Raw genomic sequence first — 26,874 nt, forward strand, 5'->3', positions numbered from 1 at the left:
CTTAATCCTCCGCTAGCGGTTTAAAGCGACGTAGCTCAGTTAAGCGGTAACCTGTGTAAGTACCTAGTAGTAAGATGCCGCCTAGGACAATAAGTTGTAGACCAATAAAGTTAAACGTTAAGTGCTGAATGAATGGGTTTGTCATTGCTAAGTAAACGAGCACTGCGGTTAATAGTGAACCACCACCTTGCAACACAACCTCTTTCGCGCCTTCTTCTTCCCAAAGGATAGACATACGTTCGATAGTCCAAGAAAGGATGATCATTGGGAAGAACGTAATGGATAGGCCTTCAGTCAAACCAACCTTGAATGCAACAACCGTAAAGACGGAGATAATCATGATTACGGTGATGATCACCGCTGATATCCGCGCAACCAGAAGTAGGTTGAGTTTGGATAGATAACTACGAATCACCAGACCCGTACCAACGATCAGTAGGAAACCGACGATACCTGTTACCAGTTGCGTCTGTACGAAAGCTACTGCAATCAGTACTGGCATGAAGGTACCTGATGTCTTCAAACCGACGATAACACGCAAGAACACAACGATAAGCGCACCAATTGGAATCAGCATGATGGTCTTAAACATCGCTTGTTCTTCCAGTGGCAAGCTATGAATCGATAGGTTTAGTAGTTGGTCAGCTGAAATCTTGCTGTTGGTGGCTTCAGTTGGAGACACCTCTTGAGCAATCATAGAGAAGTGAACTTTACTGTTTTGTCCACCGACAACATCAAGCAGTGATACGTTCGATTCATCCCAGATCAAAAGGTTTGGTTGAACTTGTTGTTGGCTAGATTCAGGAGAGAAAAGTACCCACTGGTTTTTATCCCAAACTTGAATCATATGTTGGATAGATTGGCGACGACGACCGTCTTCTAACTCGATAACACCAACAACTTTGTTATGGATTTCGGCAAAAGAAAGTAGCTTGTGTGCTGCTTCCACTTTGTTCATGTTGTTTAAGATAAGTGCTGAGTTTTGACTGTCTGGATCGTTAAGCGTTTTGATAAGCTCACGAGTAAAGGTCAGGTTGTCTGCTGAGCGCTGTGTTGCGCGGTCGATAAGGGCTTTTGCTGCCGCTTCTTCTGGGCCATCGAAGCTTGGCGTGGCGACTTCGCCTTCTGGCGGAACGGCGTTCACCTGAGCTTGAGGATCAACGAGAAATTGGGTTTTGTAGTAAATGGTTTGTGCGCCACTTGCATGGCGGATAGACCATTCTGCGCGGCGACCTGTATCAGTATTTACGTAAGAGATACCGTAACCAGGTGAAGATGCAGACTCTCCGATGAGCGTGTAATTTGATTGTGTGTGAGGTGCGGCCAGTGAAACTTTCGCTTCTTGATCCATTGCGTTGAACTCGATTCGAGCCTCAACGTCCCACACTTGTCTGGTTTCCCCTGGCGTCCATGGCACGCCATAGGTCGTGTGTCTGAATACACTCAATGCAATGCCGGCTACGATGAGTAGCACGATCGAAATATAAAATGGGATTCTTGACGTCATAGCTTACCCTACTATTGTTATTTATCTTCCGTTTGTACGTACTTTTTACTTACATCCACTAGAGCGATATCTTTAATGAACTCTCGCCCTAGTAATACAGGGTGACTCATTTGAGAGCGATCCGCCAATGTAAATTGCGCTTTTTCATGGATTTTTCCAACTTTCACCCATAATTCGATCACAGCTCGACGTTCTGTCTCGTCACTGGTCGATTGGCGAATCTTCACGTAGCGTACAACGGGTGCTTCAATCCACTTTTGTTCTTCTGCAGGTTGCGACTTATCGGCTAAGTGAAATTTCACCCAGTTCTTGCCATTGCGTTCGAATTCTTTGATATCAACCGCATTCAATGATGACGTTGTCGCGCCAGTATCAACGCGTGCATCGAACTTCTGTTTAATCGATTCAATCGTCACTTTTTCAATGGCACCAAGAATGGTTTGCTGATCATTTGAAATAGCAGGGGCTTTAGTGACAACCACTTCTTCCTCTTCGATCTCTTCGACTTGTTGTTTTTCGAGGGTAGTGAGGTGGACTTCAACTTCATTGGACAGGGCAATGATTTCTTCTTCTAGACTCTCGATGTAGTCACTTTGATTACTAAGTTGAAGCTCTAAGTTTTGAACTTTATTTGCGATGTTTGTCTCTGATTTTGCGATAGCATCCAGAGTTTCCTGATGATAAGCCGCGCCATTAGTGAGAGTACAGCCAGAGAGCAAACCAACCGCCAGAATAGGCGATAATCGCTTAAACATATAAAAACCTTTGAAATTAGAAAATAGTTCAGACTATTGAATAGTTTAGCCCACAAAAAAGGATGCGTGAAGCATCCTTATGTTAGCGTCCGGTCATATTGACAGGCTATGTGAGCCAAGCGCCAATTATCATTCGACGAAATAGCTCATTCATTGAGCATGCAGTGGATTTTATCCGACCTCTAGGCTGCTTTCGTCAAATGCTTGTCAGCGTCTTGGCTTTTTCAACGCTTATGCTCGCGTCGTAACCAAAACGCTTATGGTTTTGTTGCAACTAGAACGGCACGACGTGGTGCAGGATGCCCCTCAACCGTTTTGCTTGGGTCATTCGGATCCAAGTAGTCAGGCAGTGAGTTATGAGTCATCCACTCGGTTGTGCGTTGTTCGCCTACTGTGGTTACGTTTTCGTCGACAATACGCACATCTTTGAAGCCCACTTGCTCGAGCCAGCGTTTTAGAGCACGAGCAGACGGGAAGAAGTACACGTTGCGCATTTGTGCATAACGGTCAACTGGCACTAGCACTGCATTTTCATCGCCTTCGATAACCAGAGTTTCAAGCACCAGCTCGCCGCCTGAAACAAGCTGATCTTTCAGCTGGATTAGGTGATCAAGAGGAGAGCGACGGTGATATAACACACCCATGCTAAATACCGTATCGAACGCTTCCAGTTTTGGTAGTTGTTCAATACCGAGTGGCAGTAAATGTGCACGTTGATCGTCACCCATTAGCTTACGAATCGCTTCGAACTGAATCAGAAACAGATGTGAAGGATCGATACCTACAGTTAGTCGAGCACCTTCGCCCAACATACGCCACATGTGGTAGCCATTACCGCAACCAACATCGAGAACTGAGCGGTTTTTCAATGGTGTGATGTGTGGAAGAACACGATCCCACTTCCAGTCACTGCGCCACTCTGTATCAATGTGAATGCCGTGGACGGTGTATGGACCTTTACGCCATGGGTGGAATGTTTTCAGCAGGTTTTCCAACTTCTTCAGTTCTCCTTCATGAAAAGGAGTATCGTTCGTCAGCGTTACAGAGTTCTTAAGGTCAACTTGATCCGGTGCACCTTGTGGGATCTTATTTAAAGCTCGAACCCAGCGGTCGAAATCACCATGTTCTGCATTTTGCCAATCCGTTAACTGTTGAGGAAGAATATTCAGCCAAGGTTGCAGGCGCGTATCTTGAGCAATGAGTTGATAAAAATTGGCAAAATTAAACATAGTTTTTCACTGAGTTAATTAGGGTCGATAACCCTAAAGTAAAAATTAAATTCGTCATTCCCTACAATGAGGGACGAACATGATAGGGAATCTCGGTTATATCGTATCGGGTTTGAGATCCCCAACTCGCTCGTTCCTCGCTCTTGAGGATGACGCTTTGATACGAGTTATTTGTGTTGTGCTTTCAAAATTGTAGCGCCAAATAGACAACTATTTAACCGCAAACATTGAGCCGAAGTTAAAGCATTGGAACCAAACTTCGTGGCTAGAGAAACCAATCTTATCAAAACGCTCTTTGTGGGTTTTAATAGAGTCTGGACGCATGACATTCTCGATGGCACTGCGTTTTTGGCTCACTTCTAGCTCGCTGTAACCATTTGCTCGCTTAAAGTCATGGTGCAAGTCAATGAGTAGCTCGTTGGCATTTTCATCTTCGAATACATACTTTTCAGACAAAATAAGCACGCCACCTGGACGAAGGCCTGCATAAATCTTTTCAAGCAGCGCAAAGCGATCTTCTGGAGACAAAAACTGCAGCGTAAAGTTGAGTACAACCACTGATGCGTCAGTAATGTCGATTTCACGAATATCCGCTTCGATAACTTCGACCGGAGTATCGCTGCGGTAAGCATTAACATGAAGCTTACAACGCTCTACCATGGCTTCGGAGTTGTCTACTGCGTAGATAGTGCAACCTTCTTGCTGAATATGACGACGCATAGACAGTGTCGCTGCACCCAAAGAGCAACCTAAGTCATAGATGTTTGAATGCGGTTTAACGAAACGCTCTGCCATCATGCCGATCGCCGAAATGATGTTGCTGTAGCCAGGAACGGAGCGTTGGATCATATCTGGGAATACTTCAGCAACCCTTGCGTCAAAGGTGAAATCACCAATTTTATCAATAGGAGCGGAAAAGATAGTGTCTTTGTTGCTCATAACGTTCTCTCTCGACAGTCAGCAAATTAGCGCGATTTAGCGTGCTAAATAAAAGGGGGCGTATTTTACGTAAAAAATGTCACTGTGTCACGAAAACTCAGGTTTCACTATGAAGCAACGGAGCAAACCTCTTAGCTGAAGTGAGTTAGAACATGCTGATTTGTGTATCGCCTTTGCTGGCTGGGAATTCGGAGAGTGCTGGCAACTCGATGTTATGGAGCTGGTGACTCTGTTCGATGAGTTGTTGGTATATCGTCGCTGCCAGTTCAGGGGCATGGTCGTTGTCAGGCGTATGAATCATCAAATAGGGCTGTTTTCCTTCCGCAATCCATGTGGGTAGCTTAGATAACCAAGGTTTGAAGAATGCAAGGTTAGGTTGCTCGTCGTGTTGACCGATAAAACGAATCATAGGGTTATCAGATGTCGCAATGGCATGAACGGGTACGCGAGGCTTCTTCTTGTGCGCATCAATGATCGCTTCTGTGGTTGGAGCTGCGGCAAACACAGGGCGACTGTCCATAATAATGCGGTTGATGTTTTCTTCGACCAACCATTGATTAAAGCGCTTTTCGTCGTCGCCTTTATCAAAAAATCCAAGGTGACGCACTTCCACACCAAGCTTCATCTCTTTGGGGAAAAGCTTACAAAATTGTTGCAGTGCGGGCAGTGATTCTGGCTCAAATTGATGGGGCAGTTGAATCGTCCATTGACCTATTCGTTCGTGCAGTGGAGACATGATTTGCAGGAACTCTTTTAGCTCTGCTTGACAATGCCTCAACTGTTGCTGATGAGTAATGAATTTAGGCAACTTAAACGTAAATCGAAAATCATCGTGACTTGCGCTGCGCCAGTTGTTTACAGTGGTGATAGAAGGTGTTGCGTAAAAGGTAGTATTGCCTTCAACAGTATGAAAAACATGACAATATTTCTCTAGCCTTTCAGCTGGTTTGGTTCCTTTTCCATAGAATTGGCTCTGCCACTCTGAGTGCGACCACATAGTCAGTCCGAGTCTTAAAGGTAGTCTTGTCATGGTATCTAAAAGTGCTTTGGTTGTTTGAGTCAAAAACACTCTACGAGACTTTTGCTGACTTGGGTACTTTCAATATATAATTAGCGCAATTTTTTCAGTGTTGATGAATATTTGTTCGAGATTTGTGCCGCTTTGGCTGTTTCGTGAGCTATAAAGCGTCAAAGCTGAATAAAACACAACAAATAGGCGTGGGAAAGGTCGATTTTAGACAAGTTTCCGCGTATAAATGGATCTTTGAATTGTAATTAGATTTGGTCTAGTTACAGCATAGAAATTAGTAATTATTAAGAGATTGGGAAATTCATTATGCGTACCCATTACTGTGGTAACCTGAACAAGTCCCTGGCGGGACAAACTGTAGAACTTTGCGGCTGGGTAAACCGTCGTCGTGATTTGGGCGGTCTTATTTTCATCGATATGCGAGATCGTGAAGGTATCGTTCAGGTAGTTGTAGACCCAGATATGGCAGATGCGTACGAAGTAGCTAACACACTTCGTAATGAATTCTGTATCAAACTAACGGGTGAAGTACGCGTTCGTCCAGACAGCCAAGTAAACAAAGACATGGCAACGGGTGAAGTTGAGATCATCGCTAAAGGCCTTGAAATCATCAACCGTGCTGACGTTCTGCCACTAGACTTCAACCAGAAGAACTCAGAAGAGCAGCGTCTAAAGTACCGTTACCTAGACCTACGTCGTCCAGAGATGAGCGACCGCATCAAGCTACGTGCTAAAGCGTCTAGCTTTGTTCGCCGTTTCCTAGATGACAACGGTTTCCTAGATATCGAAACACCTGTATTAACGAAAGCGACACCAGAAGGTGCACGTGACTACCTAGTACCTAGCCGTGTTCATAAAGGTTCGTTCTACGCACTTCCTCAGTCTCCACAGCTATTCAAACAGCTGCTAATGATGTCTGGTTTTGACCGTTACTACCAAATCGTTAAGTGTTTCCGTGATGAAGACTTGCGTGCTGACCGTCAACCAGAATTCACTCAAATCGATATCGAAACATCGTTCATGAGCGCGGAAGAAGTACGTGCAACAACTGAGAAGATGGTTCGTAACATGTGGCAAGAGCTTCTAGATGTAGATCTAGGCGAGTTCCCAATTATGCCATTCTCTGAAGCGATGCGTCGTTTCGGTTCTGACAAGCCAGACCTACGTAACCCACTAGAGCTAGTTGACGTTGCTGACCTAGTGAAAGACGTTGAGTTCAAAGTATTCTCTGGCCCTGCAAACGACGAGAAAGGTCGCGTTGCAGTGATCCGAGTACCAGGTGGCGCTAAGCTGACTCGTAAGCAGATTGACAGCTACGGTGAGTTCGTTGGTATCTACGGTGCGAAAGGTCTAGCATGGATGAAGGTTAACGACCGCGCTGCTGGCATGGAAGGTATCCAATCTCCAGTTGCTAAGTTCCTAAACGAAGAAGTGATCAACGGAATTCTTGAGCGCACTGGTGCTGAGACTGGCGACATCATCCTATTCGGTGCTGACAAAGCAAACACAGTGTCTGAAGCAATGGGTGCACTACGTCTGAAACTGGGTACAGACCTAGAACTAACAGACGAGTCTGCATGGGCTCCGCTATGGGTTGTTGATTTCCCAATGTTCGAAGAAGACGACGAAGGTAACCTACACGCAATGCACCACCCATTCACATCGCCTCTAGGTGTGACTGCGGAAGAGCTAAAAGCGAACCCAGCGGCTGCTAACTCAAACGCATACGATATGGTTCTGAACGGCTACGAAGTGGGCGGCGGTTCTGTGCGTATCCACAACGCTGAAATGCAATCTGCAGTATTCGATATCCTAGGTATCGAAGCAGACGAGCAACAAGCTAAGTTTGGCTTCCTACTAGACGCGCTTAAGTTCGGTACTCCACCGCATGCAGGTCTAGCATTCGGTCTTGACCGCCTAGTGATGCTGCTATGTGGTACTGAGAACATTCGTGACGTTATCGCATTCCCGAAAACAACGAACGCTTCTTGTCTACTAACAGACGCTCCAAGCTTAGCTAACCCAGCTGCGCTTGAAGAGCTAGCAATCGCGGTTAAAGCTGCTGAGAAGAAAGAAGAATCAGCTGAATAAGCAAATTCTACTTTGCTTTAAATGACTCTTTCTTTTGAGTGACTTTTTGTTTATGTAAATTGAAATGCCCGTTAATTTAACGGGCATTTTTTTTATGCTTCTATATACTAAGCTCATAAATAAAAGTATGTATAAATAATCAGTATTTTAAGTTATGTCTATTATTCTTGGGATTGATCCCGGCTCTCGTATCACTGGTTATGGTGTTATTCGTCAAAACGGCCGTCACCTACAATATCTAGGTAGTGGCTGTATTCGTATGTCAGAAAAAGAGCTTCCAGGTCGCTTGAAGCAAATTTATGCGGGGGTGAGTGAGATCATCACTCAGTTTCAGCCAGACGTGTTTGCGATAGAGCAGGTGTTTATGGCGAAAAATGCAGACTCGGCTCTTAAGCTCGGTCAGGCTCGTGGTAGCGCGATTGTGGCGGCTGTGAATGCAGATCTTCCTGTACACGAGTACGCAGCGCGTTTAATCAAGCAAGCGGTAACAGGCAATGGCGGCGCAGATAAATCATTGGTTCAGAATATGGTGATGAGTATGCTCAAGCTTCCAGCCAAGCCACAAGCGGATGCTGCCGATGCATTGGGTGTGGCGATCTGTCACGCTAATACCAACAAAACACTCATTGCGCTCGCAGGTAAAGCCACCACCGCGAGACGTGGTCGTTACCGCTAACTCCTTCTCCTACAATCGAATCGCCATCAATCACTTATTTTTGATATGAAATGAGACTTCAAAAACAGTTTTTGTTAAATAGATTCGCATTCTATTTAACATTTAACTAACATTGGTCGGAGGTCTTACAAGTCAATCAAGGATGATTATCGATGAACCCAATTACATGGTGGCGATCGCTCTTTCTACCCAAAACTCATCATTGGGGAAGTAGTGAGTCGCGACAAGCGGACATTTTATTACTGTTTACTTTCATTGCGTTTATCGTTGGGCTGTATAGCCTGATTAAGTGGAGCAAGCATGGCGAGCAACTGCTGATTGCAACCTCTATTTTCCTCATTGTTCTTGAACTGGTTTCTGCTGTTGTCTTGAAACTGTCGAAAAATCCAATTTTGGCTCTCAATTTCGGTTTTGTTGGTATGGCGGTTCACGCACTAAATATCATCTACCAGAGTGGTGGGGTAGTGGACTCTACTCAGGCTTATTGGGTTCCCTTGCTGGTGGTCGCTTTCTTCTTATCGGGCACTCGAATCATTGCTCTTACATGGAGTGCTTTGGTGATAGGCGTCGCAGTAGTGATGACTTCTATGCACCTTAACGGCGCAGTATTTCCAAATATTGCTTTGAACGAACAGGCTATGGTTGTAGAGACATGGTCTGGCGTCGTAATGCCTTTAGTCGTGATTTGTATTGCTCAAGCCTTTACCGCAAAGCAAAAAGAGATTGCGATTGAACAAGCGGAATTAGCGCGTACTCAGAGCCAAAGTGTGGCAGCGCAGGCAACGCAGAGCGAGGCGCAATTGTCCGTGGTACTGGAGCAAGCAAATACAAACTCACAGAGTTTACAAGGCGTTTCTGTTCAACTCGATCAACAATCGAATGACCTCCATTCACAGGTAGAAGTGCTCAATATGAACTGTGAATCACAGGCCAGTGCTGCCGAACAGATGAGCCAACAACTGCACCAAATGACGGAAGGGTTAGAAGAGTCCAATTCGTTTGTGAATGAGCTTAAAGAACGCAGCGAAGCGGTGGGAGTCAAAGCCCAGAAAAGTTCTGAGTCTTTGGAGGCGTCGACCAATGCCATCAGCCAGATTATTCAAAGTAACCAAGAGATCATGAAAGTCGCCGATCTTATTACGTCAGTGGCCGAACAGACCAATCTACTGGCACTCAATGCTGCGATAGAAGCGGCGAGAGCAGGAGAGCAGGGCAGAGGCTTTGCTGTGGTGGCTGATCAAGTACGTGAGCTATCAGCCAAGAGTAGTCACTCAGCGATTGAGATCCGAACACTGCTTGATCGTAGTAAGGAAGAAGTTGAGCACGGGCGAACCATCATTGAAACCACGGAAGCTGAAATGAATGGCATTATTTCCGAGGTTCAGACCATCTCTTCAGACGTTAATCAGTTAACTGACATTATGACCATGCAGATGGGATCTTTGCATGAGCTTGATCAGGCGAGTACCGAAGTGGCAAAGAGTGTCGCAGAGACCAAAACCGTATCTGGGCAAGTCGCGTCAAACGGTATACAACTGAATCAGCAAGTCGATCTTGTTAAGCAATTAGTCACAAGTCTGAACAGCGCCGTCTCAAACGCCAAACACGCCTAATTAATTCCTCAATCAAATAGAAAGAACTGGATAAGCATCCAGTTCTTTTATATTCTGTCCATCAAATAATTTTCCATCAAGAGAGTAAGTTGTGATCGGACGTCTTCGCGGTATTTTAATTGAAAAACAGCCACCAGAATTATTAATTGAAGTGAGTGGCGTTGGCTATGAAGTACAAATGCCAATGAGTTGTTTCTATGAACTACCTGCAGTAGGCGAAGAAGCGATTATCTATACTCACTTTGTTGTGCGTGAAGATGCCCAGCTACTTTATGGTTTTAACACCGTTAAAGAGCGTGCTCTTTTCCGTGAAGTTATTAAGGCAAATGGCGTTGGCCCTAAACTTGGCCTCGGTATCCTTTCGGGTATGACAGCAAGTCAGTTTGTTCAAAGTGTAGAGCGAGAAGACATTTCAACGCTGGTTAAACTGCCGGGCGTGGGTAAGAAAACCGCAGAACGTTTGGTTGTTGAAATGAAAGACCGACTTAAAGGTTGGGGTGCCGGTGACCTGTTTACTCCAGCAACGGATGCAGCTCCTATCGACTCAACACCGAATGCACACGATGCAGAGGAAGAGGCAGTAAGCGCGCTTCTGGCTCTAGGCTATAAACCGACTCAAGCATCGAAAGTTGTGTCACAAATTGCGAAAGATGGCATGACAAGTGAGCAGCTGATTCGTGAAGCACTGAAATCGATGGTCTAAGTCGATATAGTTATTTAGATAAACAACACTTCACAATGCTTAGCTTTAGGCTAAATATTGGAGAGTGAAATACAAAATTAAATAGAGTAAGAGCTCGTCACTCTTAAGTTGGAATGACCTATGATTGAAGCGGATCGCCTAATAGCGCCGGATAACCCAGTATTCAAAGATGAAGACGTCATCGACCGTGCGATAAGACCAAAAGCGTTATCGGATTACCAGGGTCAAGATCACGTACGTGATCAGATGGAGATCTTCATCAAAGCTGCGCAATTGCGTAATGAAGCGCTAGACCATCTATTGATTTTTGGTCCACCGGGCTTGGGTAAAACCACACTTGCGAACATTGTGGCTAACGAAATGGATGTGAATATCCGAACCACTTCTGGTCCTGTGTTAGAGAAAGCCGGTGATTTAGCGGCTCTGCTAACCAATCTTGAAGAGAACGATGTACTTTTCATTGATGAGATTCACCGATTAAGCCCAATGGTTGAAGAGGTGCTGTATCCAGCGATGGAAGATTACCAGTTGGATATTATGATTGGTGAGGGCCCTGCGGCTCGCTCGATCAAAATCGACCTACCTCCGTTTACTTTAATTGGTGCGACAACCCGAGCGGGCTCTTTAACCTCGCCGTTACGTGACCGTTTTGGTATTACCCAGCGCCTTGAATACTACAAGGTGGACGATCTACAGAACATTGTTCAACGTAGCGCTGACTGTTTGGGGCTCTCTATGGACCCTGAGGGTGCGCTTGAAGTGGCGCGCCGTGCTCGTGGTACACCTCGAATTGCTAACCGTCTTCTACGTCGTGTACGTGATTTTGCTGAAGTGAAGGGAAACGGTCATATTTGTGCGGATGTTGCTGACAAGGCGCTGAATATGCTCGATGTTGATGCCAAGGGCTTTGACTACATGGACAGAAAGCTACTGTTGGCGATCATGGAGAAATTTGGTGGCGGTCCGGTTGGTATCGACAATATGGCGGCAGCCATTGGTGAAGAGCGTGACACTATTGAAGATGTATTAGAGCCGTATCTGATTCAACAAGGCTATCTACAGCGTACTCCAAGAGGAAGAATCGCGACAGATCGAGCATATCTTCATTTTGGTATCGATAAGCCAAGTTAGTCTTTTGATGTTGCAAACGTGAAATGAGGTCGCTCATTTTTGAGTACTTTTGTACTCGAGACGAAAAGGTGACGGCATTAATATAAATGTAAGCAAATTAATCATCGCATTTTATAAACCCTGGTTGCATAAGCGCCGGGGTTTTTAGTTTTTTATAGAATAACAACTCTTTGAGCGAATCGATATTAGCTGTCGATATGCCACTTCAAAAATGAAAACATTGATTTCAAATTTGACGTCGATAACAAAAATTGAAATAAGTCTTCATATTTCTTGTTAATACTTTATGGGTATTTGTAATTCAAATGTTGAGTGAGTGATAGCGGCATGTCACAGATATCATGTGTCGTTATCACCAAACCGAGAATTGGTGTGATTTTAATCATAATTGGTTAAAAATAACCCTAAATTGCTCGTAGAAATTTGATACAAATCAACGCAGGGTTCTCCTATAAACCTTTTGAAACATACTGATTTTACCAGTAATATTAGCGCCAGCTATATTAGCTCATGCTTAACAATAATCTAACTATAACGGTACGTTTTTGCTACAAAATTCAACTTGTAATAACAATCACGTTAATTGTTTTAACATGGATTTTTGCGGTGAATAATCACACAAGTGTCATTCAGCCGACACAAAGGAGTTACCATGATTGATGTTGTTGATCTGTCGCGATTGCAGTTTGCATTGACAGCGATGTATCACTTCTTATTTGTTCCACTGACTTTAGGTATGGCATTCCTACTTGCCATCATGGAGTCTGTTTATGTAATGACTGGCAAGCAAATTTACAAGGACATGACCAAGTTCTGGGGTAAATTGTTTGGTATTAACTTTGCCCTTGGTGTAGCGACAGGCTTAACCATGGAGTTCCAGTTTGGTACTAACTGGTCTTACTATTCTCACTATGTTGGCGACATCTTTGGTGCTCCGCTAGCTATCGAAGCGCTTGTTGCATTCTTCCTAGAGTCTACTTTTGTTGGCCTTTTCTTCTTCGGTTGGGATAGATTGTCAAAGCGTCAGCACTTAGCGGTAACATGGTTAGTCGCATTAGGCTCTAACTTCTCAGCGCTATGGATTCTGGTTGCTAACGGCTGGATGCAAAACCCAGTGGGTGCTGAATTTAACTTCGAAACAATGCGTATGGAAATGGTGAGCTTCGCTGAAGTTGTCCTAAACCCAGTAGCGCAAGTTAAATTCGTACACACAGTGGCGTCTGGTTACACAACGGGTGCAATGTTCATCCTTGGTATCAGCTCATACTACATTCTTAAAGGTCGTGACCTTGCCTTTGCGCGTCGTTCTTTTGCGATTGCAGCATCATTTGGTATGGCGGCGATTCTATCTGTAATCGTTCTAGGTGACGAATCAGGTTACGAGCTAGGTGAAGTTCAGAAAGTGAAGCTAGCAGCGGTAGAAGCTGAATGGCACACAGAAGAAGCACCAGCAGCATTTACTGTGTTTGGTATTCCAAACCAAGAAACAATGCACACTGACTACGCAATTAAGATCCCTTACGTAATGGGTATCATTGCAACGCGTTCTTTCGACAAAGAAGTAACAGGCCTACGTGACCTACGTGATGAACACGTTGATCGTGTCCGCACGGGTATGTACGCATACGAACTTCTAGAAAAACTGCGTGCAGGCGATAAGTCTGAAGAAAACATGACAGCATTTGATGAAGTGAAAGGTGACCTAGGTTACGGATTACTTCTTAAGCGCTACACAGAGAACGTGGTTGACGCAACAGAAGAGCAAATCCAAATGGCAGCGGATGATTCTATTCCGACAGTTTGGCCTCTATTCTGGTCGTTCCGTATCATGGTTGCGTGTGGCTTCATCATGCTATTCGTATTTGGTGCTGCGTTTGTACAAACATGTCGTCAGAAAATCGAACAGAAACCATGGATTCTTAAAGCGGCTCTATTCTCAATCCCACTTCCTTGGATTGCGATTGAAGCAGGTTGGTTCGTAGCAGAATACGGTCGTCAGCCTTGGGCAGTAGGTGAAATCCTACCGACCAACGTTGCTGCTTCTGCACTAACTCTTGAACAGCTGTGGACTTCTCTATTCGCTATCCTTGCACTGTACACAGTGTTCTTGATTGCAGAAGTTTACCTAATGCTTAAATTTGCTCGCAAAGGCCCAAGTAGCCTTAAGACAGGCCGTTACCACTTCGAACAAAACGACAACTCTGTTGAAGACAAAGTTAGCCGTTCAGTAGAAGTATAAGTGAGGGAATATTATGTTTGATTACGAAAGCTTACGACTTATTTGGTGGGTTCTAATCGGTGTTCTACTGGTTGGTTTCGCCGTGACTGATGGCTTCGATATGGGTGTTGCTGCTCTGTCTCCTGTTATCGGTAAGAGCGACACTGAACGTCGTATTATGCTGAACACCATTGCTCCTCATTGGGATGGTAACCAAGTTTGGTTAATCACAGCTGGTGGTGCTCTGTTTGCTGCATGGCCTCTAGTTTACGCAACGTCGTTTTCTGGTTTTTATCTAGCAATGTACGTAACACTAGCCGCACTTTGGCTACGTCCACTTGCGTTAGACTACCGTTCTAAGATTGAAGAGCCAAAATGGCGTAAAGCTTGGGACTACGCACTTTGCTTCAGTGGCACAGTTCCACCAATCATTTTTGGTGTTGCTTTTGGTAACCTACTACAAGGTGTTCCATTTGAACTAAACAGCCTGCTGATGTCTGAGTACAAAGGTTCGTTCTTCGCTCTGTTGAACCCATTTGCTCTACTGTGTGGCGTACTAAGCCTGATGCTGTTTGTTATGCAAGGCGCTACTTGGCTACAAATGAAGACCACTGAGTCACTACACGAGCGTGCTCGCGGTGTTGCTCAAATCACAGGTCTAATTGCTGTTGCGCTATTCGTAGCAGGTGGCTTCTGGGTTCAATCTATCGATGGTTACGTGATTACAAGTACGCTAGACACAATGGCGGATTCAAACCCACTAAACAAAGAAGTCGCAGTTCAAGCGGGTGCTTGGATGACAAACTTTGAAACTTACCCAGCAATGTGGGCAGCACCTATCTTAGGTGTGGTAATGCCATTGCTAGCGGTTGTAGCGTCTCGTTTGGAGCGTGGTGGTTTTGCATTCTTGTTCTCAAGCTTGTCGAACGCTGGTGTTATCCTAACGGCTGGTTTTGCGATGTTCCCATTCGTGATGCCATCAAGCCTAATCCCAAGCCACAGCTTAACAATGTGGGATTCAACGGCGAGTGAATTAACACTTGGCCTGATGACTGCGGTAGCGGCGGTAATGGTACCTGTGATTCTTGCTTACACGACTTGGACTTACTACAAAATGTTTGGTCGTCTAGATAAGAAACACATCGAAGATAACGACGTTTCAGCTTACTAAGCTAGAAGTTAAATAACTTAGGAGAAATTTTATGTGGTATTTCGCATGGATTTTGGGTGTACTTCTAGCATGTGCATTCGGCATCATTAATGCTCTTTGGTTAGAGCACTCTGAAATGATGGATAAAGACAGTGAGTAATCTCACTGAGCAAGTGACTAAGCTGCACCAACCTATGGACAAGACTCTTCTGCGAGTTTTGTCCCTAGTACTGGGTTTCGTGCATGTTGGCTTGGTTATGTGGGATCCTGAAGCCTACGCTGAAAGCATTGGCGGTTTTAATGCCGTTATTGGCCCAATGTTGATTTGGGCAGTGTGTTCAAGCATGGTTTTCGGGGTTGGTTTTAAGCCTAGAGCATGGGTATGGCAGTTGCTGTTTAGCCCTTATGCTTCACTCACAATTTTGCTCTACCTAACAGTGTTAAGGTTCATATAGTGGCGTCAATGCCCGTGAGTACTGGCTTTATAGCATTGTTTGGTTTTTAGCCGAAAAGAGGTCATCTTATACAGATGGCCTTTTTTTTCACCACACAAATCAAATATTTCATGCCGTTATACTATTAATGTCAAAGAGTTGAGTTATAGTGATATCTTTAACGTTTTTGTATTGTGGTATGAGTTTGCAGGGATCATCTAAGCCATTTACGTGGCCTGTTACCGTCTATTATGAAGACACAGATGCAGGTGGCGTTGTCTATCATTCCAACTACCTGAAGTTTTTTGAACGCGCTCGAACCGAGATGCTGCGCTCAATTGGGGTATCTCAGCAAGTCCTTTTAGAACAAAACATCGGTTTTGTTGTCCGACACATGGATATCGATTTTATCCAAGGTGCGCGCCTTGATGATGCTTTACAAGTCATTACAAAGATTTATGAACTGAAACGTGCTTCCTTAGTATTCTGTCAGGAGATCGTAAATCCTGATGGCAAAGCATTGTGTAAAGCAATGGTTAAGGTAGCATGTATCGACAATCAGAAAATGAAACCTAAGGCTATGCCGACTTTTATTCTTACGGAGCTGACAAACAGTGACTGCTGAAATCTCAATTTTAGGCCTTATTTTAGAAGCCAGCCTACTGGTTAAACTGGTAATGCTTACCCTAATGGGTATGTCGGTCGTCTCTTGGGCGATGATCATAAAAAGAAGTAAAGTGCTTTCTCAAGCTGCGAAACACACAGAGACCTTTGAAGATAAATTCTGGTCAGGTGTTGATCTGTCTAAGCTATATCAAGAAAGCAACAAGCGTAAAGATGAACTGTCGGGTACAGAAGAGATCTTCTACGCTGGTTTCACCGAATTTGCACGCTTGCGTAAATCTAACGCAGCGTCACCAGATTTCATTATGGAAGGTACGGGTCGTGCGATGCGTGTTGCCGTTGCTCGTGAAGTCGATGAACTGGAAACCAACTTGCCGTTTCTTGCAACGGTTGGCTCAATCAGTCCATACATTGGCCTTTTTGGTACCGTTTGGGGGATCATGCACTCATTCATCGCGCTAGGTGAAGTGAAGCAAGCTACATTAGCAATGGTTGCTCCAGGTATTGCAGAAGCACTTATCGCAACCGCGATGGGCCTATTTGCGGCAATTCCAGCAGTAATGGCGTACAACCGCTTCAGTAGCCGTGTAAGTAAGCTTGAGCACAACTATGCGACATTCTCGGAAGAGTTCCACAGCATTCTTCACCGTCAAGCGATGGCTGGCAGGGAATAATCAATGGCAGGATACCAACCTAAAAAACGCAAAATGACCGCAGAGATTAACGTTGTACCTTACATCGACGTTATGCTGGTTTTGCTGATTATTTTTATGGTGACCTCTCCGTTCGTTACTCAAGGTGTGGACGTAGAGTTGCCACAAGCATCAACGGCTAAATCGGCTCAAGATCTTCTTGGTGACGACAACGCCAGCTTTATCATCGTTGAGGTGAATAAAGAGGGCGAGCTCGGTTTAAGCGTGAACAATGAAGAAGTTCAACGTGGCTTATCACTAGAAGAGATCATTGTGCGAGTGAAAGCAGAACTTTCGATTAAACCAAACTCACCAGTGGCTGTTGGTGGCGATGCTGCAACGCCTTATGCTGAAGTTGTTTTACTACTTGATGAATTGAGCCGAGCAGGTGTGCCTAAGGTTGGCCTACTGACGGACATAAGGGAATAACTCCGTAGCATTCATGAAAACAAAAAAGACTAAATCGAATAGCTTAAGTACACCACTTATCGTGTCGCTCGCGCTGCACGTGGTGTTATTCGTTGTGCTGATTGTGGGTGCAGATTTTACCATGTCTGAGCCCGAGCCAAGTGGCCAAATGGTTCAAGCGGTTGTTATTGATCCACAATTGGTTCGCCAACAAGCGCAGCAGATTCGTCAACAGCGTGAAGCGGCGAGTAAAAAAGAGCAAGAACGTCTTGATAAATTGCGCCGTGAAAGTGAACGCCTAGAGCGTAACCGTAAGGCGGAAGAAGAGAACATTCGCAAGCTGAAAGAGAAGCAAGCTAAAGAGGCAAAAGCGGCTCGTGAAGCGGAGAAGCGACGCGTTGAACAAGAGAAGCAGCGCAAAGCGGAAGAAGTTCGTCTTAAGCAAGAGAAAGAGCGTGCTGCTAAAGCCGAAGCCGATCGTAAGCTTAAGGAAGCTGCCTTAGTAAAAGCGGAACGAGAGCGTAAAGCGAAAGAAGAGGCGATTGCTAAAGCAGAAAAGGAACGCTTGGCAAAAGAGCAGGCTGCTAAAGAAGCCGCTGAAAAAGCACGTAAAGAGAAAGAAGCGGCTGAACGTGCTGAAAAAGAGCGTTTAGCAAAAGAGAAAGCGGCAAAAGAAGCAGCAGAGAAAGCTCGTAAAGAGCAAGAGCGTTTAAAGCGACTTAAAGAGGAACGTGAGCAGCAAGAAGCAGCACTCAACGATATCTTTGCGGGTTTAGAAAGTGAACAAAGCAATAATAATGCGGCTTTAAGTCAACATTTAGAAGATGAAAAAGCGCGGTATATTAGTTTAATCAGAAGTACTGTAGAGCAACACCTGTTAATGGAGGATTCTTTTCGTGGAGAAGAATGCTTACTAAATATTCAGCTGATACCGACTGGAGGTAACAAGGCTGTGGTTAAAAGTGTTGATGTACTAGAAGGAAATCGTCAGCTCTGTTCTGCTGCGAAGTCAGCAACGGTTAAAGCTCGTGAATTCGATTTTCCAGCAGATGCTTCATTACAAAAGATATTTCGTGATTTTGATTTTCGATTTATCCCATAATCAAAAATGGATTAACTATGTTTAAAGGAAATCTTCGAAAAATTGTTTTTATGCTGGTACTGCTTTTTTCTAGCTCGGTTTTTGCCAAGCTTGAAATCGTTATTACCGATGGTATCAACTCGGCACGACCAATTGCGATTGTGCCATTTAAATGGGAAGGCAAAGAGAAACTGCCACACGATGTTTCTGCTGTTATCGCATCAGACTTACAGCGCAGTGGTAAATTCAGCCCAGTAGCAACCAGCAAAATGCCACAAACGCCGTACAACGAAGCGAATGTAGACTTCGATGCGTGGACAAACCTAGGTGTTGATTCTCTGCTGACCGGTAGCATTACTCAAGATGCGCAAGGTCAATACGTAGTGAACTACCAACTGGTTGATATTGTTCGTGGTCAGCTAACTAACGGCCAAAGCCGCGCTTTGAGCGATGAAGGTCAATTGGTTTTGTCGAAAGACCACGTTCTTTTCAATAAGAAAGCAACCGTACCAGGTCCACGTTTACGTGAATACGCACACCGTATTTCAGACCTTGTTTATGAAGAACTAACGGGTGAAAAAGGCGCATTCCTGACACGTATTTCTTACGTTGTGGTGAATGACAAAGACAAGTACCCGTACCAACTGCGCGTAGCGGATTACGATGGTTACAACGAGCGCTTAGTGCTGCGTTCTAAACAGCCTCTTATGTCACCAGCTTGGTCGCCAGACGGTAAGAAACTCGCTTACGTGAGCTTCCAAAATGGTCAAGCGGAAATCTTCATCATGAACATCTATACCGGTGAACGTGAAAAGGTGACGTCATACCCTCGTCACAATGGTGCGCCAAGATTCTCTCCTGATGGTAAGAAACTTGCGCTCGTGTTGTCGAAGACAGGCAGCCTTCAGGTTTATACACTTGATCTACAAACTCGCAAATTGACGCAAATTACGCGCGGACGTGCCAACAATACAGAACCTTTCTGGCATCCGGATGGCAAGTCTCTCATTTTTACGTCTGATCGCGGTGGTAAACCCCAGATTTATAATGTAAATTTGTCAAATAATTCTACCCAACGAATTACATGGCAAGGCAGCCAGAACTTAGGTGGTCAAATTACCCCTGACGGTCGATTCCTAATTATGGTGAATCGCAGCAACTCTGGATTTAACTTGGCTAAGCAAGATTTGGAAACCGGCGCAGTACAGGTACTAACAAAGACCTTACTGGACGAGTCTCCAAGTATCGCTCCAAATGGAGGTATGGTTATCTATAGCTCTATTTACAACCAAACAAATGTACTGTCGATGGTTTCAATCGATGGTCGTTTTAAAGCTAGATTACCGGCAACTAACGGACGCGTAAGAGCGCCAGCCTGGTCGCCGTTTCTGTAGCCACGCTTAAAATTAGCTATTGATAGTAATCACTATTGTAGCAAGTAACTATCTATAGCAATTTATCGGCTGTAGAAACTAAGTTTGATAACGTAAGGAAAATAAGATGCAACTTAATAAAGTTCTTAAAGGCTTGATGATTGCACTACCAGTGATGGCAGTAACAGCATGTAGCTCAAGTGATGATGCAACATCTGCGACTTCTGGTACTGAAACTAACCAAGCAACTTCAGGTACAGAAAACAACGTAGACACAACGGTTGTGACACCAATTGACGCGAACGGTCAACTGTCAGAGCAAGAGCTTAAAGAGCAAGCACTACGCGAAACTCAAACTATCTACTTCGCATTCGACAACTCTACAATCGCGGGTGATTACGAAGAGATGCTAGCAGCTCACGCAGCTTACCTAAGCAAAAACGTTGACATGAAAGTGACTATCGAAGGTCACGCTGACGAGCGCGGTACTCCAGAGTACAACATCGCTCTAGGTGAGCGTCGTGCACAAGCTGTAGCTAAGTACCTACAAGCGCTAGGTGTTCAAGCTGACCAAATCTCTATCGTAAGCTACGGTGAAGAGAAGCCACTTCTTCTAGGTCAATCTGAAGATGTGTACGCTAAAAACCGTCGTGCAGTACTAGTTTACTAATTAGTAGACTTTTTAATTGAGGAATAGCCTCATGTTCAGTAACAAAAAGCGTGTCATTATGCTTTCGTTACTGGCAAGTGCAGCGAGCACCGCGCTCGCTGCACCAGCTCCAGTATCCGATCTTAATAGCACCGCAACCAATTCAACCTCCTCTTCTACTCGAGCGGCTTCAAACGAATCCGATATCGAGCGTCTAGAGCGCTTGCTACAAAACCGCAATCGCGTTCAACTTCAAATGCAGCAACAAATGGATGACATGGCTCTTGAAATCAGTGAGCTACGTGGCCAACTTGAGCGCAACAGCTACGACATGAAACAGATGTTAGAGCGTCAGCGCGAGCTGTTTATTGAGCTTGATAAAGTACGAAGTGAAGTGAAAACATCAGGGTCTGCCGCCGCTGCAGTTCCAGCAGCCGAAGCGAAGGGCGCTGAAGGTACTTTCAGTACTGATGTTGATGAGCAAACTGCTTATCAAAACGCTGTGGATATGATCCTAAAACAGCGAGACTACACGGGTGCAATCTCTGCATTCCAGAAGTTTCAAACAGACTTCCCAGATTCTACGTTCACACCTAATTCACACTATTGGTTAGGTCAGCTCTATTTTGCTAAGAAGCAAGATAAAGAGGCAGTGAAGAGTTTCGCAGCTGTTGTGTCTTACAAAGACTCAAACAAGCGCGCTGATGCGTTAGTGAAGCTTGGTGATATTGCTGCACGTAATAACAACTCTGCGCAAGCGAAAAAGTACTACGAACAAGTGGTTGCCGAATACCCGAACAGTGCATCGGCAAAAGTAGCCAAGACTCATTTATAGTTCTTTAGTAAAAGAGGCGCATCAGCGCCTTTTTTTATGCCCAATCCTTTTTGATCCCAATCGTTGTACTGTGTAGAATGCTCTAATTCTCGGAAGAAGTTGCGTAGAGCAAGAGCAATGAGCCATATATTAGATAAAATCGACACTGTTTACCCATTCCCACCGAAGCCAGTTCCATTGAACGATGCTCAAAAGCAGGCTCACATAGCGAACATCAAAAAGCTATTAAAAGAAAAAGATGCTGTTTTGATCGCTCACTATTACACGGACCCTGAAATCCAAGCTCTTGCAGAAGAGACGGGTGGTTTCGTAGGTGATTCGCTAGAGATGGCTAAGTTTGGTAACCGTCACCCAGCGAGTACACTGATCATCGGTGGTGTTCGATTCATGGGTGAATCTGCGAAAATTCTGACACCTGAAAAGCGCATCTTAATGCCGACATTAGAGGCTGAGTGTTCACTGGATCTAGGTTGTCCGGCCGATAAATTCACAGAGTTCTGTGATGCACACCCAGACCATACTGTTGTCGTTTATGCCAACACATCTGCGGCAGTAAAAGCACGCGCCGATTGGGTCGTAACATCGAGTATTGCACTTGAGATCGTTGAAAGCCTAGATGCTGAAGGCAAGCCGATCATCTGGGGTCCAGACCGTCACCTAGGTTCGTACATTGCTAACCAAACTGGCGCAGACATGCTTCTGTGGCAGGGTGAATGTATCGTACACGATGAGTTCTCTGCTGACGCCTTAAGAAAAATGAAGTCTGTTTACCCGGAAGCTGCAATTCTTGTGCATCCAGAATCTCCAGCAAGTGTGGTTGAGCTAGCGGATGCGGTTGGTTCTACTAGCCAACTGATCAAAAAAGCTAAAGAGTTACCACACCCACAAATGATCGTGGCGACCGATAAAGGTATCTTCTTCAAGATGCAGCAATTGGTTCCTGAGAAAGAGCTCATTGAAGCTCCAACAGCGGGTGCTGGCGCAACATGTCGTAGCTGTGCACACTGTCCTTGGATGGCGATGAACGGTCTAGAAGCGATTGAGAACGCACTAGAGAACGGCGGTGAGCAACATGAAATCTTCGTCTCTGACGAGCTACGTGTTAAGTCTCTTATTCCACTGAACCGCATGCTTGATTTCGCAGAGCAACTGAACATGCAAGTGAAAGGCAACGCGTAAGCAAGTTCTTCACTTTAATTTTTAAAACCAGCATTCGTGCTGGTTTTTTTGTACCTATTCCTCGGGTTTTGCACCAGATATCTTGTTGATAAGGCAAATTTTTCCTAGCATGTAATTAACAAAATAGTTAATTGAGGTGCCGATGGTTATTTGGTTACAACTCAAGCGTTGGCTTCAGGCGAACTTATTCGTACTAGATGGCAAAAATTTGTTGTTCGCTTTTGCTGGGTACGTGGTAACGGCATGGCTGCTGTTACTCTTAGCGGACGAGCACGATTTGACGTCTTCCTTGACGACTTTCGCGTATTACTTGGTCGTGACGGCGTCTACGGTGGGCTATGGTGATCTGTCGCCAACCACTGAGCTTGGGCAGTGGGTTGTGATTCTATTTGTGATCCCTGGAGGTTTAAGTTTGTTTGCTGCTCTCCTGGGTAAAGTAGCTACTGAGGGTGTTGAGTATTGGCGTGCTGGCCTATTGGGCAAAAGGAGAATTCGAGTGGAAAACCACATTTTAATGCTAGGTTGGAATGAGCAAAGAACAATTCATCTCATAAGAATGCTGCAACACGAAGAGACGGGTAAGCGTCCTATTGTGTTGTGTACTCGTTCAGATATCGAAAACCCACTTCCAGGCGAGATCAACTTCGTTAAAGTGAACAGTTACACCGATGGCAAAGAGATGGAAAAGACTGGCATCGAATCGGCAAGCTGCATTTTGATTGATAACCCAGAAGATGACATTACGCTTTCTGCGGCCCTTTATTGCGCAAACCGAAACCCTGATGCCCACTTATTGGTTTACTTTAAAGACGAAGCCTTGAGTGACCTGCTCCATAAACATTGTCCAAATTCAGAGTGTATTCCGGCCGTAGGAGCGGAAATGCTGGCTAAAGCGGCGGTTGACCCAGGCTCAAGTGCCTTGCACCAAGAGTTGCTTAGTTCGACACGTGGTATGACTCAGTATTCCACCTATTACCCAGAGGGTGCAGAGCCGATAACGGTCGCGCCGATCTTTAGTGTTTTCAAAGAGCGTTATCAAGCGACGCTGATCGCGATCGATCACGGTAAAGGGCAGGGGATCGAGCTTAATCCTGAGTTGGATGTTGAAGTCACTGGAGGATCAAAACTCTTTTATATCGCGGACGAGCGAATCCCAGAGTTTAACTGGGCAACCATTACTGACCGATAACGGTTCCTCGCTCACTTTCTTTCTAGCGAGATCAAAAAAGGCTTCCGATGGGAAGCCTTTAACTTTTTCGCTCAGGGTGTCATCAAGCGATGTATGAACGAAATTTAGACTACTGAGCTTCAGCCAGTGCAATACCACGCTGTGTTAGGCCACATAGCATCGCAGGTACCGCATTGAAGATCTCTTCAAACTGCTCTAACCCTTCAACGCCTTGTTCCGCTAATGTCGCGATAGACGTCTCTGGATCATAAAGCATGCTGATTGATAGTAGAACGCCGCCAACTAATGCATTGTCTTCACTGTCTTCAGGCATCAAGGTTTCCCAATCATTGCGAGCAATCTGCCAGCCTTGCAGTAGACCTTCACAGAAGTCACGAGTTGCTTCGTTCACTACTTCTTCTTCATCGAGTTGGCAAGCCTCAGGCCAAGTCCAGTTGCCTTCCATTAAAGCTGGGCGTGTTTCATTCCACAAAGCAATGATCGCCTCAATGTAGCTTTCGAGTTGTTCGCCATCAGCGAAAGGAGCAACTTCTTCACCACCCCATAAGAATGGAAGCCATTCGTGCGGCGTTAACACGTTTGGCGCAGCTGCCATTGCAGTTACAAAGCCAAGAGTTTTGTGTTCTGTGATGAGTTTTCCTTCCAACTCAGGAAGCGCAAGAATTTCTTGTAGTGTCAAACTGAAGTACCGTAGTAGGTGAAACAAATTGACGCTTATAGTATCAATGTTGTTGCCGCAATCAAAACCCAATCTAAAAAGGCTTGATGTAACTGAATATAATCGCTAGCTTAAATAAAAAAGCAACAACACAATAATATGCAGATACGTTCATCTCTTAAGAAAAAAAGTAAGGTTGCACTTGGATTGTACCTTGCCACCTTCATTGCCATTATTGGTAGTGTGACCTATTTCGTTGTTGAATCCCCGGTACGTGCAAAGCTCCAACAAAATTTGGACTTACGAGCAGAGATCCTTTCTTCATTGATTGAAGCGCCGCTCACTAGCTCTGAGGGGTTCTTGCATAGTATTGTTGGTCTAGCACAAGCTCAACCCGACTCCAATTTACTTGCGCGCCATTTTAAGTCAGTTCTGGCTACCAGCGACGAGACCATTATCAGTGCCGGTATTTGGCCTGAGCCTTATGTGTATGAGGTTGACCGAGAACGAGACAGTTATTTCTTTAATAAGGCTGATGATGGAAAAATAGATCAGCTCTTCTCTTACAATAACCCTAAGTCCATGCTGTACCACCAAGAGGCTTGGTATACGTCCGTTGTCGATAAGCCTATTGGCACAGTGTCTTGGAGTGATGTCTACCTTGACCCATACACACAAATTCAAATGATCACGGCTTCAGCCCCGTTTTATTTGGACGGTAAGTTCTCGGGCGTCGCGACCGTCGATCTGTCCTTAACCGAGCTACTCAACTTTATTAAAAGCCACGCAGAAGAGTACGATCTAGGTATAACACTGCGAGATCAGCATCAGCAAATTTTAGTGTCGCATAACTTTAACTTGGTTGAAGGTATCTACATCAGTAACCATAAATTTGGCCAGTTTGATTGGCAGGTTGATGTGGTTAACTCTAAGTTGCTAGTGTCTGATGAAGTGTTTAGGCAAGTGATGAGTATTGAAGGGGGGATTGTCCCGTTTCTACTTTTGTGTGTCATGGCCGGTTATTACCTTCTGAATCGTTATCTCATTAGCCCAATTACGACCATCGCAGCCAAGGTCGACGGCTCGAAAGCGGGCGGTATTATCGATGTTAATTATCATAGCCAAGATGAAATAGGACACCTGATAAAAGCCTTCAATGAAAAAACGGTATACCTTGAAGCGGAAAAAGTGAAGGCACAGGCTTCGACTAATGCGAAGACGGCATTCTTAGCAACACTTTCTCATGAGATAAGAACGCCAATGAACGGGGTGTTAGGGACAGCACAGATCCTATTAAAAACACCATTAAACAAAGAGCAAGAGAAACACCTGCGCAGCTTATATGAATCGGGTGATCATATGATGACCTTGCTTAATGAGATTTTGGACTTCTCGAAAATAGAGCAGGGTAAGTTGGGCTTAGATAACACCCGTTTCCCACTCGATTCTCTAATCGGCAGCATTAACAGTGTCTATTACACACTCTCCACTGAGAAAGGCCTTCAGTTCAAGGTTTATACTGAAGTACCTGCAGGTCGCTGGTATTTCTCTGACAAAGCGCGCCTGCGTCAAGTTCTATTCAACTTACTTAATAACGCCGTTAAGTTTACGTCTCGTGGTTTTGTTGAGGTGTATTTCAAAGAGATAAACCAAAATGGTCACACCTATTTGAACATTCGAGTCCGTGATACGGGTATTGGTATCTCTAAAGAGGCTCAGAAGCGGATCTTCAACCCATTTGAGCAAGCGGAATCTTCAACGACGCGACGCTTTGGCGGTACTGGCCTTGGGTTAGCGATAGTCAAAAAAATTACTGAGTTAATGGATGGTGATATCCAAGTGACCAGTGAAGAGGGAATTGGTACCAGTTTTGACGTGAATTTGAGAATTGAGCCAACAGAGCCCGGAGAGATAGAGAGCTTGCCTCACTCCAAGCTAAACTATTCGGGGTTAAAAGTGCTCATTGTTGAAGATAACCGCACCAATACCGTAATTATTGAAACCTTTATGAATAATAAAGGCTTCAGTTGTAAGAGCGTTGAAAACGGTGAGCTTGCTATTCAAGCCGTGGCATCGGAGCGCTTTGATTTAATTCTGATGGATAACCACATGCCTGTCATGGATGGCGTAGAGTCAACAACCGCGATACGCGCTCTGGCTGATGAGATGTCCTCAGTGCTTATTTTTGGTTGTACTGCAGACGTCTTTAAAGAGACTCGAGAGCGAATGACTGGGGCAGGGGTCGATTACATCATCGCTAAGCCAATTGACGAGCGAGAGCTCGATGACGCCCTGTTTAGATTCTCGAATAAGCTATACCAATACCATGACTCTCAGCCGGAAGCGAATAAAGAGCCTGTGATTAAAGCACCAGACAACGCTGAGGAATTACTGGTGACCTTGTATATCGCTCTTGAGGATCAGAGTATTGAATTGGCGACATTTGCGCTAGAGAACCTACTGATTCACATTGAACCGACGGATGATTCTTTGCTTCCATCGTTACTGACCCAAGCTATCCAAGAGCTTTCTAAAGGGCGTTTCCCTACGCAAGAGCTCATCAATTCAATAACCGTCAATATTCCCGTAGAGTAGCTGTATTTTAATTACAGTAAGTAAAGTACGATTTGGGTAAAATTTGAACTTGATCTGCTTTTCTGGTGGAAGTAACTGGTTTTACTGTAAATTCTGGTTGTAAATTTACAACTTT

Annotated in this window: 25 protein-coding genes; 19 read left to right on the forward strand and 6 right to left on the reverse strand. The window is 44.8% G+C overall.

Annotated features, from left to right (window positions below):
- Position 1 precedes the first annotated feature (1 nt).
- The 5 genes from L1D60_RS07985 to L1D60_RS08005 all read right to left on the reverse strand — a co-directional run bounded on the left by L1D60_RS07985 (position 2) and on the right by L1D60_RS08005 (position 5,460).
- Positions 2–1,507 (reverse strand): inactive transglutaminase family protein, encoded by a 1,506-nt coding sequence (locus tag L1D60_RS07985; protein WP_239840607.1) that lies wholly within the window; start codon positions 1,505–1,507, stop codon positions 2–4.
- Between the two features lie 17 nt (positions 1,508–1,524).
- Positions 1,525–2,262 (reverse strand): RimK/LysX family protein, encoded by a 738-nt coding sequence (locus L1D60_RS07990; RefSeq protein ID WP_239840608.1) that lies wholly within the window; start codon positions 2,260–2,262, stop codon positions 1,525–1,527.
- A gap of 257 nt (positions 2,263–2,519) precedes the next feature.
- Positions 2,520–3,491: a tRNA 5-methoxyuridine(34)/uridine 5-oxyacetic acid(34) synthase CmoB gene (cmoB, locus tag L1D60_RS07995; protein WP_239840609.1), complete on the reverse strand. Its 972-nt coding sequence runs from the start codon at positions 3,489–3,491 to the stop codon at positions 2,520–2,522.
- A 210-nt stretch (positions 3,492–3,701) separates the two neighbouring features.
- Positions 3,702–4,430: a carboxy-S-adenosyl-L-methionine synthase CmoA gene (gene cmoA / locus L1D60_RS08000; protein ID WP_239840610.1), complete on the reverse strand. Its 729-nt coding sequence runs from the start codon at positions 4,428–4,430 to the stop codon at positions 3,702–3,704.
- Between the two features lie 145 nt (positions 4,431–4,575).
- Positions 4,576–5,460 carry a DUF72 domain-containing protein gene (locus L1D60_RS08005; protein ID WP_239840983.1) on the reverse strand — a complete coding sequence of 295 codons (885 nt, stop codon included), beginning with the start codon at positions 5,458–5,460 and terminating at the stop codon, positions 4,576–4,578.
- 306 nt (positions 5,461–5,766) lie between these two features.
- Here L1D60_RS08005 and aspS point away from each other — a divergent pair, with 306 nt between their 5' ends.
- From aspS to L1D60_RS08095, 18 genes are all read left to right on the forward strand, one after another.
- Complete coding sequence (gene aspS, locus L1D60_RS08010; RefSeq protein WP_239840611.1) at positions 5,767–7,551, forward strand: aspartate--tRNA ligase; 1,785 nt, start codon at positions 5,767–5,769, stop codon at positions 7,549–7,551.
- A gap of 154 nt (positions 7,552–7,705) precedes the next feature.
- A complete protein-coding gene (gene ruvC, locus L1D60_RS08015; RefSeq protein ID WP_032549418.1) occupies positions 7,706–8,227 on the forward strand; it encodes a crossover junction endodeoxyribonuclease RuvC in 522 nt (173 codons plus the stop codon).
- Positions 8,228–8,379: 152 nt separating this feature from the next.
- Complete coding sequence (locus L1D60_RS08020; protein ID WP_239840612.1) at positions 8,380–9,840, forward strand: methyl-accepting chemotaxis protein; 1,461 nt, start codon at positions 8,380–8,382, stop codon at positions 9,838–9,840.
- A 91-nt stretch (positions 9,841–9,931) separates the two neighbouring features.
- The gene (gene ruvA, locus L1D60_RS08025; RefSeq protein WP_032549415.1) at positions 9,932–10,543 is read left to right on the forward strand and encodes a Holliday junction branch migration protein RuvA; all 612 of its coding nucleotides are present in this window, start codon (positions 9,932–9,934) and stop codon (positions 10,541–10,543) included.
- A 120-nt stretch (positions 10,544–10,663) separates the two neighbouring features.
- Positions 10,664–11,674 carry a Holliday junction branch migration DNA helicase RuvB gene (gene ruvB, locus L1D60_RS08030; RefSeq protein ID WP_239840613.1) on the forward strand — a complete coding sequence of 337 codons (1,011 nt, stop codon included), beginning with the start codon at positions 10,664–10,666 and terminating at the stop codon, positions 11,672–11,674.
- Between the two features lie 652 nt (positions 11,675–12,326).
- Complete coding sequence (gene cydA / locus L1D60_RS08035) at positions 12,327–13,913, forward strand: cytochrome ubiquinol oxidase subunit I (RefSeq protein WP_239840614.1); 1,587 nt, start codon at positions 12,327–12,329, stop codon at positions 13,911–13,913.
- 13 nt (positions 13,914–13,926) lie between these two features.
- Entirely contained in the window at positions 13,927–15,063 is a 1,137-nt protein-coding gene (gene cydB / locus L1D60_RS08040) for a cytochrome d ubiquinol oxidase subunit II (RefSeq protein ID WP_239840615.1), read from the forward strand.
- Positions 15,064–15,094: 31 nt separating this feature from the next.
- Positions 15,095–15,202: a cytochrome bd-I oxidase subunit CydX gene (cydX, locus tag L1D60_RS08045; protein ID WP_000270284.1), complete on the forward strand. Its 108-nt coding sequence runs from the start codon at positions 15,095–15,097 to the stop codon at positions 15,200–15,202.
- On the forward strand, positions 15,195–15,497 hold the full coding sequence (gene ybgE / locus L1D60_RS08050) for a cyd operon protein YbgE (RefSeq protein ID WP_032549411.1): 303 nt from the start codon (positions 15,195–15,197) through the stop codon (positions 15,495–15,497). Before cydX ends, ybgE begins: the two co-directional genes overlap by 8 nt.
- Before the next feature lie 166 nt (positions 15,498–15,663).
- On the forward strand, positions 15,664–16,101 hold the full coding sequence (gene ybgC, locus L1D60_RS08055) for a tol-pal system-associated acyl-CoA thioesterase (protein WP_150872871.1): 438 nt from the start codon (positions 15,664–15,666) through the stop codon (positions 16,099–16,101).
- Positions 16,091–16,774, forward strand: coding sequence for a protein TolQ (gene tolQ / locus L1D60_RS08060; protein WP_239840616.1), 684 nt, complete (start codon positions 16,091–16,093; stop codon positions 16,772–16,774). Before ybgC ends, tolQ begins: the two co-directional genes overlap by 11 nt.
- Before the next feature lie 3 nt (positions 16,775–16,777).
- Positions 16,778–17,221, forward strand: a complete 444-nt coding sequence (gene tolR / locus L1D60_RS08065) for a protein TolR (protein WP_239840617.1) — start codon at positions 16,778–16,780, stop codon at positions 17,219–17,221.
- Between the two features lie 13 nt (positions 17,222–17,234).
- A complete protein-coding gene (gene tolA / locus L1D60_RS08070; RefSeq protein WP_239840618.1) occupies positions 17,235–18,302 on the forward strand; it encodes a cell envelope integrity protein TolA in 1,068 nt (355 codons plus the stop codon).
- A gap of 17 nt (positions 18,303–18,319) precedes the next feature.
- A complete protein-coding gene (tolB, locus tag L1D60_RS08075) occupies positions 18,320–19,675 on the forward strand; it encodes a Tol-Pal system beta propeller repeat protein TolB (RefSeq protein WP_239840619.1) in 1,356 nt (451 codons plus the stop codon).
- A 106-nt stretch (positions 19,676–19,781) separates the two neighbouring features.
- Positions 19,782–20,324, forward strand: a complete 543-nt coding sequence (gene pal / locus L1D60_RS08080) for a peptidoglycan-associated lipoprotein Pal (RefSeq protein WP_239840620.1) — start codon at positions 19,782–19,784, stop codon at positions 20,322–20,324.
- A 31-nt stretch (positions 20,325–20,355) separates the two neighbouring features.
- Entirely contained in the window at positions 20,356–21,138 is a 783-nt protein-coding gene (ybgF, locus tag L1D60_RS08085; protein WP_239840621.1) for a tol-pal system protein YbgF, read from the forward strand.
- Positions 21,139–21,255: 117 nt separating this feature from the next.
- A complete protein-coding gene (gene nadA / locus L1D60_RS08090) occupies positions 21,256–22,317 on the forward strand; it encodes a quinolinate synthase NadA (protein ID WP_032549402.1) in 1,062 nt (353 codons plus the stop codon).
- A gap of 142 nt (positions 22,318–22,459) precedes the next feature.
- Positions 22,460–23,506: a potassium channel family protein gene (locus tag L1D60_RS08095; protein ID WP_239840622.1), complete on the forward strand. Its 1,047-nt coding sequence runs from the start codon at positions 22,460–22,462 to the stop codon at positions 23,504–23,506.
- Positions 23,507–23,615: 109 nt separating this feature from the next.
- Here the strand turns inward: L1D60_RS08095 and L1D60_RS08100 are convergent, their stop codons facing one another.
- Positions 23,616–24,185: a YecA family protein gene (locus L1D60_RS08100; protein WP_239840623.1), complete on the reverse strand. Its 570-nt coding sequence runs from the start codon at positions 24,183–24,185 to the stop codon at positions 23,616–23,618.
- A gap of 138 nt (positions 24,186–24,323) precedes the next feature.
- On the opposite strand from L1D60_RS08100, the gene L1D60_RS08105 reads away from it, so the two are divergent.
- Positions 24,324–26,759: an ATP-binding protein gene (locus tag L1D60_RS08105; RefSeq protein ID WP_239840624.1), complete on the forward strand. Its 2,436-nt coding sequence runs from the start codon at positions 24,324–24,326 to the stop codon at positions 26,757–26,759.
- Positions 26,760–26,874 lie beyond the last annotated feature (115 nt).

Origin of the sequence: Vibrio sp. Isolate30 (genome assembly GCF_022397975.1) — a bacterium.
In the GTDB taxonomy this organism is placed as follows: Bacteria; Pseudomonadota; Gammaproteobacteria; order Enterobacterales; family Vibrionaceae; genus Vibrio; species Vibrio fortis.